Origin of the sequence: Calothrix sp. NIES-3974 (assembly GCF_002368395.1) — a bacterium.
Lineage (GTDB): Bacteria > Cyanobacteriota > Cyanobacteriia > Cyanobacteriales > Nostocaceae > NIES-3974.
The window spans coordinates 1,216,901-1,228,368 of the sequence record NZ_AP018254.1 but is presented as its reverse complement, the minus strand read 5'-3'; the positions used below and the strand labels follow the sequence as shown (position 1 = coordinate 1,228,368).

Annotated in this window: 7 protein-coding genes and 2 CRISPR repeat arrays; of the genes, 4 read left to right on the top strand and 3 right to left on the bottom strand. The window is 41.2% G+C overall.

The annotated features are described in order from the left end of the window. Window positions 1-1,215: 1,215 nt before the first annotated feature. Window positions 1,216-2,133 (top strand): alpha/beta fold hydrolase, encoded by a 918-nt coding sequence (locus CDC37_RS04790; protein WP_096620724.1) that lies wholly within the window; start codon window positions 1,216-1,218, stop codon window positions 2,131-2,133. Here the strand turns inward: CDC37_RS04790 and CDC37_RS04785 are convergent. After that, complete coding sequence (locus CDC37_RS04785; RefSeq protein WP_096620723.1) at window positions 2,125-2,688, bottom strand: Uma2 family endonuclease; 564 nt, start codon at window positions 2,686-2,688, stop codon at window positions 2,125-2,127. The genes CDC37_RS04790 and CDC37_RS04785 overlap by 9 nt on opposite strands. A 251-nt stretch (window positions 2,689-2,939) precedes the next feature. Here CDC37_RS04785 and CDC37_RS23995 point away from each other — a divergent pair, with 251 nt between their 5' ends. From CDC37_RS23995 to CDC37_RS23990, 3 genes are all read left to right on the top strand, one after another. Continuing rightward, window positions 2,940-3,077: a hypothetical protein gene (locus tag CDC37_RS23995; protein WP_157780650.1), complete on the top strand. Its 138-nt coding sequence runs from the start codon at window positions 2,940-2,942 to the stop codon at window positions 3,075-3,077. Window positions 3,078-3,231: 154 nt separating this feature from the next. Further along, window positions 3,232-4,093: a CRISPR direct-repeat array (repeat unit 36 nt; unit sequence GTCTCCTCTTATGAGGGGAAATAATTGATTGGAAAC). A gap of 144 nt (window positions 4,094-4,237) precedes the next feature. Then, window positions 4,238-4,732: a CRISPR direct-repeat array (repeat unit 36 nt; unit sequence GTCTCCTCTTATGAGGGGAAATAATTGATTGGAAAC). 845 nt (window positions 4,733-5,577) lie between these two features. After that, the gene (gene proS / locus CDC37_RS04780; RefSeq protein ID WP_096620722.1) at window positions 5,578-7,383 is read left to right on the top strand and encodes a proline--tRNA ligase; all 1,806 of its coding nucleotides are present in this window, start codon (window positions 5,578-5,580) and stop codon (window positions 7,381-7,383) included. Window positions 7,384-7,487: 104 nt separating this feature from the next. Then, window positions 7,488-7,667, top strand: coding sequence for a hypothetical protein (locus CDC37_RS23990; protein ID WP_157780649.1), 180 nt, complete (start codon window positions 7,488-7,490; stop codon window positions 7,665-7,667). Window positions 7,668-7,897: 230 nt separating this feature from the next. Here CDC37_RS23990 and CDC37_RS04775 read toward each other — a convergent pair whose 3' ends face one another. After that, window positions 7,898-9,397 carry a cryptochrome/photolyase family protein gene (locus CDC37_RS04775; protein WP_096620721.1) on the bottom strand — a complete coding sequence of 500 codons (1,500 nt, stop codon included), beginning with the start codon at window positions 9,395-9,397 and terminating at the stop codon, window positions 7,898-7,900. A gap of 68 nt (window positions 9,398-9,465) precedes the next feature. Continuing rightward, window positions 9,466-10,992: a hypothetical protein gene (locus tag CDC37_RS04770; protein WP_096620720.1), complete on the bottom strand. Its 1,527-nt coding sequence runs from the start codon at window positions 10,990-10,992 to the stop codon at window positions 9,466-9,468. Between the last annotated feature and the right edge of the window lie 476 nt (window positions 10,993-11,468).

The following is an 11,468-nucleotide window of genomic DNA, read 5'->3' as shown; positions in this document are numbered from 1 at the left end:
TGTAACAAGATTGGGGGATGAGGGATATTTAGATCAGGATACAGAATACAGGAGAAAGGGGATACAGGGGGAGTTTTCGGGAACTTTCGGGAGGAAATGCATCAAAATTTTAGTGAAATGGTGTAAGTCCTAAGAGGTTGTTTCAAAAGTTATTTTTCAGTGAGTAGGGAGCGGGGAGTAGGGAGTAGTAAGTAAATTAACCCATTACTCAAGGCTTATCACTCCCTTGTGAGAAATGTAGGAATAGGGAGAGACGCGACATGTCGCATCTGTACTCTCGAAGAAATTACGTAGACGCAGCCTTGCCGTAGGCTATTACGTAGACGCATAGCGGCTTACCGCAGGTTATTACAAATTATCTAGTAAATTATCTAGTGACTATGCTCTGGGTGGTTACTCAGTCAGCGGAGGCTACTCCTGGATTTCTCACGAGTAAGTTGTAAGCCTTGAGTAACGGGTTGATTTTCCTTCTACTCCCGTCACGGACTATTCCCTATAAGTTTTAGGGTTTTGTGAGAAATGCGGGTACTGCCTTCATTCACGAGACCGGAGCCTCGTAGGTTCTGCACCCACGGGAAGCATGGGTAGGAGGGGAAACACAGTTCCCAACGAAAATATTTTGGTTCGTCGTCAACTAGTAACACTAACCCAGGGCATACATATTGTATATTACGAGTTTGAACCAAGAAGATTTTCCTACAACCAGGTACAATAAAAAAGTCAAAGGTAAAAAATAAAAATTAATATCAATGTATGAGCTTTTCACACATTTTCAATGATAGATTTATTTTTAATTTATGAAACTCTCCATTTCTTACAGCCTAGGGCAAACTGTTACGCGTCTACACTTGCAAGCTAGTAATCTACCACAAAAGTGTTAATTTAAGTGCGCTAAAGTGCTACTACGTGCCTTTATTTACCCATCAAAATTAATTTGGTGGAGTATTTCAACTTTATTTTATATGGATGGATATTTATGGATATTTGTGGTGTGGGCATCCTGCTGGTGTTCGGTTTTTAAAAACAATATTTATATTCAAAAATATCCCTCCAAATCCCAAATCCCAGAATTCTCACAAACAGCTAAAACTTTCAGTGATTAGGTAACAGTCCGTGACAGGAGTAGTAGGAAAATTAAACCATGACTCAGGCTTATCACCCCTTGGTGAGAAATGCAGGAAATCCCAAATCTAAAATCTAAAATCCCAAAATCCAATGGCTGTCAACCAACATCAACACCATCAAACATTGACTTACAAATGGCAAAATTATCAATGTACCTATGATTATCATCCAGCCAATCCCCAAGCAAATCAAGATATTCCCCTAGTTTTAATTCATCCGATTGGTGTGGGATTATCCCGGTTATTTTGGCGCAGATTTTCTCAACAATGGCAGATACAAAACAAATTCAACTCCATTTATGCACCCGATTTATTAGGGTGCGGTGATAGCGATATGCCCAATATTGCCTATACTCCCAACTTCCATGCTGAACAATTAAACTTTTTTCTCACCACAGTTATCAATCAACCAGTGATATTAGTTGTTCAAGGAGCCTTATTCCCCGTAGCCATTGAACTAGTCACAATGCATCCACAATTAATCAAAGGGATGGTATTATCAGGACCTCCAGCATGGAATATAATTAGCAAACCCCGTCCAAAATGGCGACAAAAACTCACCTGGAGTTTCCTGAGCTCCATCCTGGGAAACCTATTTTATCGATATGCACGGACGGAAAAATTTTTACGCTCCTTTTCCACCCGTCAATTATTTGCATCTAGTCAGGACATAGACGAGGAATGGTTAATGATGCTCCGCTTAGGGTCAGTGGATATGGCTAGTCGATTCGCCGTCTTTTCCTTTTTAGCAGGATTTTGGCGAAAAGATTACAGCACTGCAATTGCCAACCTCAATATCCCCACCTTCGTTGTTTTTGGAGAAACAGCATCCAGCGTCAGCAAAGAGGGAAAAATCGAATCTGCTGACGATAGATTATCCCAATACCTCACCCATCTTCCCACAGCCCAGGGTGTCAAAATTCCCGGACGTAACGTTTTACCCTACGAATCTGCACCCGAATTTGTCAATGCGATCGCACCTTTTATAGATCAACCCACTCTACTCTAATAACCAACCAAACAAAGCCTCCACACTCAAGTTCAATCCATTAGCAAAATCAGGAACAGGTAAGATTTGCTCTTTCTGGTCAAATATCTCTGGTTGCTGTTGGGGAAGGTAAATAATTACAGTTTGCTCATCAGGGTCAATCAACCAACCCATTTGCGTACCGTGATTTAAACAGTGAAGAATATTTTTAATCATTTTGGTTGCACTTTGGTCAGGGGATAAAATTTCAAGAATCCAATCAGGAGCAGCTGTAAATGCATTAGCCACCTCACCATTTGCATCCCTTGGTATTTTTGACCAGGTAAACACAGCAATATCTGGAACTATTGAGCGTCCAGCAAAAGTACAGCGCAACTCCACAAAAGCACGAGCAATCCGTTGGGGTTTAACAATTAAGTTAATTGCAGGTACAAGTTCTCCTTGGAGTAAACTGTGCTTTCCTTGGGGCATTGGTTTGGGGATAATTTTACCATCAATATATTCGCTTGCGGGTTTGGTTTCTGGTAGTTGCAAAAATTCTTCTAAAGTTAAAATTTGAGACTTGGTGACCACCATTCAATCATTCACCTCCAGCGACAACAGGTCTTTTGAGTACATATTCAACCTTGAGATGGGTTATGCTGCACTTTTAATGTCCCCATAGATTCCCATAGCCTGGTTTCTCGAAGAAAAAACTAGATCCATTCTACTAGAGTAAACTACCCAAACTGACCTGAGACAATTCGAGCCTCCAATCGAAGGAAAAATCAGCTTGATAACCCCATGTCTAGATTCAGGACGATAGTCAAAATAATGATAATTAATACTTGTCAAACATCCTAAATCGGGTATTGTGTACGAGTGTGGAAAAAGCTAGCCGTCTGTTTTGTGCAGAAGTAGCCCGTACCCCTGTACTATTTTCCGCTTGCTACACCAATAATGCGAGGGGGTCAGAAAATCGCTGAAATACCATTTTTTTCGTTGACCCCCTCGCCGCCTTGCTGTGTAAGGGTTTGAAGGATTTTTCTCATGGATTTTTACTGCTTCGACGACAAATTTTTAGACCCCCTCGCAATCCGCCTCTGGACACCTTGCTGTATCTGGGTTTAAAATGAAGGGGTCTCCTCTTATGAGGGGAAATAATTGATTGGAAACGGTGTTGGGGCGATGGGCATTCCCATTGCTGCTAGCTGTGAAGGTCTCCTCTTATGAGGGGAAATAATTGATTGGAAACCTAAATCAATAGTCTGTTTAACATTGTTTTCTTTTTGTCTCCTCTTATGAGGGGAAATAATTGATTGGAAACCTGTCTAGGGGTCAACGTAGACTCCTTTTGGGGCAAAGGAGTCTCCTCTTATGAGGGGAAATAATTGATTGGAAACTCCGTTACCCTTTTTTGCCCATTCAATTATCTTTTTCGTCTCCTCTTATGAGGGGAAATAATTGATTGGAAACACTAGTTGCATGGCTCTCCTTTATGGTCTACTTGTTGTATGTGGTCTCCTCTTATGAGGGGAAATAATTGATTGGAAACATCAACCGTCCATCTTTCAGGCGTGTGGTTTGAAAGGTCTCCTCTTATGAGGGGAAATAATTGATTGGAAACAAAAATATTCATCATCATCACGAACCGTTAATTCATCAAACGTCTCCTCTTATGAGGGGAAATAATTGATTGGAAACGCTGAATAATCAGCCCAATCAGCATAACCATCAAATGTCTCCTCTTATGAGGGGAAATAATTGATTGGAAACAGATGATTTTCTCCACACCCTCTATTTCTATTTTGGTTTCCAATCAAGTCTCCTCTTATGAGGGGAAATAATTGATTGGAAACTAAAGAGGGGGTCGTTGTTAGGACGAATGTCTACAGTCTCCTCTTATGAGGGGAAATAATTGATTGGAAACAACAATTTCTTTGTCAATGCACGTCATTATTTAGGAGTCTCCTCTTATGAGGGGAAATAATTGATTGGAAACTATTAAATCAATCACTTTTAGTTGCATTTCTTTCGCTCCTTTTTGTTTTTTGTGACAAATAACCCTCGCCTGGGTGCAGACCAGGCGAGGTTCCTCTCCTATTTCTGCATGGAGAGGATCGATTCCGCGAGGGAATCGACGAGGTGTCTCCTCTTATGAGGGGAAATAATTGATTGGAAACGTCAAGGACGGAATCTCCTTTATGGAGTCCCGTCCAGAAACAGTAGACAATCCGGTCTCCTCTTATGAGGGGAAATAATTGATTGGAAACTTCAATGGAGTTTACACCAACATTACGGTTTCCAGTCTCCTCTTATGAGGGGAAATAATTGATTGGAAACGTTGACGGCATCGCCCCTGGAGATTTTGATGGTCTCCGGGACGGTCTCCTCTTATGAGGGGAAATAATTGATTGGAAACTCGTAGTGACCTTGAAACCCTCTTTTTGGAGAGTTTCGTCTCCTCTTATGAGGGGAAATAATTGATTGGAAACTTTCTTCTTGCGTTAGCAAGCCGAGTCTACTAACGCAAAGTCTCCTCTTATGAGGGGAAATAATTGATTGGAAACGGGTGTGGGCTGCGCTGGTGTGGGCTGCGCTGGCTGTCTCCTCTTATGAGGGGAAATAATTGATTGGAAACAGGATTTAATCTCCTCAGATGAGGGTGAAAATTGATAGGAAACTACACACCTCCCAATACGGTTCGGTTAGAGGATGTTTGTTAAGTATTAATTATCACTATTTTGACTATCGTCCTGACTCTGGACATGGAGTTATCAAGCTGATTTTTCCTTCGAGAGTACAGGCGCGACATGTCGCGTCTCTTCCTGCTCCCAAAAACGATAATTCAAGTATTAAAATCAACTTTTAAAACATTCTCTTAATAATTTTTCGTAGTGGTTTCGGGAGATGCGATATAGCCTTTTTCAGAAGAGCTTGGCTAATGCGTCTCTACAATTATTTGGGGTTTACGAATCAAGACAGTTCAGTTAGGCTTAAAAGCCTGATTATTGGGTAGGTTGGGTTGAAGAATATAGAGGCAGTAGCCCTTGTGGAATGCGTCCCCACGCGGAGCATTGGGACGAGATCATCACAAAAACTGTATACATATAGGGAAGCTCTGCTTCCTGATTTGAGACAGTAGCCCTTGTGGAATGCGTCCCCACGCGGAGCATTGGGACGAGATAGTCACAAAAACGGTGTGAACTTATGGGTGAATTTCAACAAAATCAACAGTCTATGCAAAGCCTCAACCCAACCTACAGTTATCTTTAACTGAACTGTATTGGTTTATGAATTTACTGATCCCAAGCGTATTGACACACCTCCTACTGGTTGGGAGGTAGGATACCGTCTAGTCTCTTCAGATGAGGGTAAAATTGATTGGAAAAATGATTGGAAACGCTATATATTTAAGGCGATACTAATTCCAGATTCCCAGCAATCAAAGCGAATTCTATAAGTAAGTCAAACAGGAAAGAAACGATGCGACTGTCACAAATGTTATTTGTCACCCTCCGAGATGACCCGGCTGATGCGGAGATTCCCAGCCATAAATTGCTCCTACGAGCGGGTTATATTCGTCGCATCGGTGCGGGTATTTATGCGTATTTACCCTTAATGTGGCGGGTGTTGCAGAAGGTTTCCCAAATTGTGCGGGAAGAGATGAATGCTACGGGTGCGCAGGAATGTTTACTCCCCCAACTGCAACCTGCCGATTTGTGGAGGGAGTCGGGTCGTTGGGATACCTATACGAAGGCTGAGGGGATTATGTTTGCCTTGATTGACCGACGTGACCAGCAGGTAGCTTTGGGACCGACCCATGAGGAGGTAATTACTTATATTGCGCGGGATATGATTCGTTCCTACCGTCAGCTACCTTTGCATTTATACCAATTGCAGACTAAGTTTCGGGATGAGATTCGTCCCCGGTTTGGGTTGATGCGGGGACGGGAATTTATTATGAAGGATGGTTATTCTTTCCATGCTGACAGCGAAAGCTTGCAGAAAACCTACGATGATATGTACATCGCCTATAGTAATATGTTACGGCGTTGTGGGTTAAAATTCCGGGCAGTGGAAGCCGATTCGGGAGCTATTGGGGGGTCGGGTTCGACGGAATTTATGGTGTTAGCGGAAGCGGGGGAAGATGAGGTTTTGTATACGGAGGATGGTAAGTATGCCGCGAATGTGGAGAAGGCTGTTTCCTTAGCTGGGGATGGGGAAGTTTCTCCCTTTACTAGCTATGAAAAACGGGAAACTCCGGGAACAGAGACGATTGAGAAGGTGTGTAATTTTTTGCAGTGTTCGCCTACCAATATCGTGAAGAATGTTTTGTATCAAACTGTTTACGATAACGGGATGACGGTTTTGGTGTTGGTGAGTATCCGGGGAGACCAGGAGGTTAACGAGGTTAAGTTGACCAATGAGTTAACTAAATTAGCGGCTAATTATCAAGCAAAAACCATTCTGAGTTTGAGTGTTCCTGATGCTGATTCCCAGGAGAAATGGGCTACTAAACCTTTACCAGTAGGTTATATTGCCCCGGATATCAGTGATGATTATATTAAACCAGCCAAAAATATCGCTAACAAATTTTTGCGTCTGGTGGATCAAACTGCTGTGGGGTTGAAAAACTTTGTCACTGGTGCGGATATTTCCGGTTATCACGTAGTGGGAGCTAACTGGAACGAGCAAATTAAATTACCAGAGACTATCGTAGATATTCGCAAGGCCAGACCCGGCGATCGCGCTGTCCATGACCCTAGTCAAATCCTGCAAAGTGCCCGTGGTATTGAAGCTGGGCATATTTTCCAACTGGGTACGAAGTATTCCCAGGCGATGAATGCGACCTATACAAACGAGCAGGGGGAGGAAAAACCCTTGGTAATGGGTTGTTATGGTGTGGGTGTATCCCGGTTAGCTCAAGCCGCAGTGGAGCAATCCTACGACAAAGATGGGATTATCTGGCCTGTTGCGATCGCGCCTTACCATGCAATTGTCACTGTTCCCAATATTAATGATACCGAGCAGATGGAAGTTGGGGAAAAGTTGTATACAGAACTCAACAAAGCAGGGATTGAAACTTTATTAGATGATAGGAATGAACGGGCTGGAGTTAAGTTTAAAGATGCTGATTTAATCGGTATTCCCTACAGAATTGTCACCGGAAAAGCTTTAAAGGATGGTAAAGTTGAGGTGGTACAAAGGGCGACAAAACAAGCGCAGGAAATTCCTCTTGATGAGGTTGTGAGTACCTTGCAGAACTGGATTCAAGAGGCAGTCAAATAATGGGATTTTGGATTACTCTGCGAGAAGCCGCACTACGTGCGTCTATGGATTTTGGATTTTGGTGTAATATTGTGTCCGGTTAAATACTTGTTATTACTTACTAAGTGAAAAAATCACCTAGTACAAGTTGGTGGAAATATCCAGACCCACAAGTGTTGAATCTTAAGATTTTAGCGTTTGATACCAAGTTGTGTATTGGTGCTGGTGATACCAAATTTACCCTGCAATTGACTTCATTGTCATTAATAGAAGCTCAAATTCGTGCAAAGCCCCTAGATTTGTAAAGTTATATATCGAAATTCAACACTTTTGATCCAGACCATCTATCTGGTGACTATGCTCTGCGTAGTCATCCAGTACGTGAGGGCTACCGCCTTTATTCATGAAGCAGGAGCTTCGTAGATTCCGTACCCACGCGGAGCATGGGTACAAGGGAATGGTGCTAAAGCGCAACTATAAGCTAGCGAGTTAAATCCAAAATCTAAAATCTAAAATCCAAAATGGTATGATTATTTTATTCATGCCATTTTTGCGCGCGATCGCGAATTTCTGCTAATTCTGTTTCTGGCATTTTATCGAGGTTTTTGAGAATAAAGCTCATCCGTCCCTGTTTGGTTAATTTATCACGGTGACGGTCGAGAAAATCCCAATAAAAGTAATTGAATGGACATGCTTGGGAACCCGTGCGAGATTTACGGTCATAACTACAATTGCGACAATAATCACTCATGTTATGGATGTAATTAGCGGATGCAGCGTAGGGTTTTGATGCTAAAATTCCCCCATCAGCAAATAATCCCATCCCAATTACATTAGTTTGCATCACCCAATCGTAGGCATCAATAAAAGCTGCATGAAACCAGTTTTCTACAGCTTGGGGAGAAATACCAGCAATTAAGGCAAAATTACTTAATACCATTAAACGTTGAATATGGTGGGCATAACCTGTATTAATTGTCTGTTTTAACACCTGGTGTAAACAGTTCATTTTGGTTTTACCTGTCCAGAAAAATTCCGGTAAGGGTTGGTGATGTTGAAAATAATTTTGTTGGGGATAATCGGAATCGACGTAATTATATAACCCATACATATATTCACGCCAACCGAGTATTTGCCGGATGAATCCCTCCACACTATTGAGGGGTATTTGCTGCTGATAGTAGGCAGTTTCTGCTGCTTGAATTACTTCTAGAGGGTGAAGTAAACCTATATTTAAATAGGGAGAAATCAGGGAATGCCACATAGTATTTTCCCCTGTAACCATCGCATCTTGATAGGGACCAAATTGTGCTAATTTTCCATCAATAAAATCAGCTAGGACTGCTAATGCTTGATTACGGGTGACTGCCCAATTAAAGTTATTTATCTCACCAAAGGTAGGAATATCTAAGGATTTTACTTGATGAATTACTGCTTGGGTAATCTCATCCGCGGGAAAAACTTTTGGTTGAGGTGTAATTAAATTTCTTGGGGGAGGTTGACGATTTTGCTTATCATAATTCCATTCTCCTCCTACAGGTTGATTATCTACCATCAAAATCTGCAAACGTTTGCGACCTTCCCGATAAAAACTTTCTAAAAGTAAACTTTTTTTGCCATTGGCCCATTTTTGAAAATCTGAAGTTGACCAGAGAAAATGATTATTTGGAATTATCTGGATCGAACATGGTAATTGCGACTGCATCGCCATAATGAATTGACGGAATGGTCGATCTGCTGGTTGCATCACTCGTAATTCGGTGATGTGGTTTGCTTTCAACCATGCAATTAAGGGTTTTTGAAAATCAGCAGCAGCAACTTCATAGGTGACAGGATAACCCTGTTGACGCAATTCCTCCGCAAAGTGTCGCATCGCTGACCAAATCAATACCAACTTTTGTCGATGGTAGGGACGAGTACGAATATGTTCCAGGGATTCAATCAGGATAACTGGGACTTTTTCCGGGTGACAGGAGGTAAGTGCAGCTTGTTTTTGGGAGAGTTGATCTCCAAGTATCCAGATACCGACAGTCATTTGATTTTGGATTTTGGATTTTGGATTGGGTCGAGACGACCCGTCGGGTCGTCTGCAAACGAATTTATTTAATTGCGATCGCTAGGTGATTTCCCAACATTGCGAACATTGACAATTTTTCCGAGTAAATCAAACCAAAATGGCGCTCCCATCCCAATAGCTATACCACTAATAATCCAACCTGGAATCAGGGTAATCAATCGCCAAAAAGGAAACATTCTTTGTTGTTTTCTTGTCCAGTTAATTTGTTGTTGTAAATTAGCATCACTCCAACCAATGGGGAGAGCAATATCATTAAGAGCTTCGTCGGTTTGACTGCGCAAAGTGTTAATATCAACGTAACCTAAATTATTGCGATTTTCCAGGACAATTCGACCTGCATTTTCGGTAATAGTAGCCCTTAAAGCTGAATCTTTGGAAAGCCGACTAATCATATGAAAAGCATCAGCATTACTGCTAGTCGCAATCAAAATACCGATTAATATTGCTATTCCTTTAGCATTGCGTTTATACACCCCTGAAGCTCTTTCCATCGAGTTATTAAAAGACTTTTCGATTTCTAACCTAAAGTCATTTACCTCCTTTTGGGTGCTGCTTACAGTTAACTGGGTTTTTTTTGCGATCGCCATAATATTTCTTGCTAATCCTTCTGGCAATCTTTCGGTTAAAGTTTCTAGATTTTTGTATAGTTCACTATCTTTTTCTGCCAGAGTTTTACTGACTTCTTCATATATATCACTGCCTTTATCGAGGATACCAGCTACTTGTTGTAAAGTCGGTCGTAACCCGCGAACGGAAATTGTTTGTTCAATATCAGCGAAGGATTGCTGTCGAATATTTTGCAGGTTTTGTAGGGCTTTATAAGAAAAATTATCACTCGGTTTTTCCTCCTGGAAAAACTGAATATATTTATCTAAACTGGAGCGCATTGTATTCATGCCAACATCCAGGGTGACTTGATTTCTTTCGTAGTTCCAAATAATTTGTTCAAACTCAGCTTGCAATTTGGCAAAGGCTTGATACGCTAAATTCAAAAAAGACTGTAATGTCTCATCAACAACACTTTGTTCCTCCAGTTGAAACAATTGATTTTGAATTTCTTCTAAGACTTGCGCTTTAAATTGCTCCAACCGAGAAGTACTAATTTTTTGAGCAAATGTCGGCAAATTCAAGGTATCAACAAGACTAGAAGCAAACACATCAGGAGGAATATAGGATGGACCGCTATGCCTACCATTTCCAAATACCGTATCGTTACTCCTAGCTCTATTGGCACGAGGATTAATACTTCGGTATACAGAACCTATACCCCATGTCAAACGACGGGGAATATTCGCAATTACTCCCTTGGCTTGTTGATTTACACTTTTAATTAAGGGATTAGCATAGATATCATTTACCAGTTGAATTACCCGTGCATCACTAATATCGCTCACATCACCAGCCATGAAATTTTCAATTGATTTACGCAAATGTTCCGCTCGCCATTGAAATACAGTGGCCAGTAATTCTTGAATTTCTGATGCTAACAAACTCAAAATTAAATAGATGAAAATTAAACCAATTGCCACATCGAATATAAATGGTAGACTCATGGTATTTGTATCCTTAAATAATGGAAATGGCTATCATTTAAGCCAAAAATAGGGATTAGGGAATAGGGAGTAGGAAGTAGAGACGACCCACCGGGTCGTCTCCAGAGGAGTAGGAGGAAAATCAATCCGTTACTCAAGGCTTATAACTTACTCGTGAGAAATTTAAGATAAGCACTTACCAATTTGCAACATGAATATGACAAATAAAAACAGGACTTACGCAACTAGTATATTATTTGAAGTTCGTAATGAGGACTTTAGTCCTTAAATTAAGTACTCAAATTAAGTACTGAGTAGGTAGGTGCAATTAAACATAAAACCGCAACGTAACCGCTCATTCGTCCTGTACAGACGCGATATATCACGTCTGTACTCCCTTCAGACTTTTACAGCTAGCGCTGCGCTTCGCGAACGGCAGACCCTACGTATTTATAATCCAGTGTTCCGTGTTTTTGATGGAAATATGTCTTATCATG

What these genes read in the sequence shown, in the direction of transcription:
- CDC37_RS04770 (WP_096620720.1), bottom strand. Translation starts at nt 10,992, where the DNA reads ATGAGTCTACCATTTATATTCGATGTGGCAATTGGTTTAATTTTCATC.
- CDC37_RS04790 (WP_096620724.1), top strand. Translation starts at nt 1,216, where the DNA reads ATGGCTGTCAACCAACATCAACACCATCAAACATTGACTTACAAATGG.
- proS (WP_096620722.1), top strand. Translation starts at nt 5,578, where the DNA reads ATGCGACTGTCACAAATGTTATTTGTCACCCTCCGAGATGACCCGGCT.
- CDC37_RS04785 (WP_096620723.1), bottom strand. Translation starts at nt 2,688, where the DNA reads ATGGTGGTCACCAAGTCTCAAATTTTAACTTTAGAAGAATTTTTGCAA.
- CDC37_RS04775 (WP_096620721.1), bottom strand. Translation starts at nt 9,397, where the DNA reads ATGACTGTCGGTATCTGGATACTTGGAGATCAACTCTCCCAAAAACAA.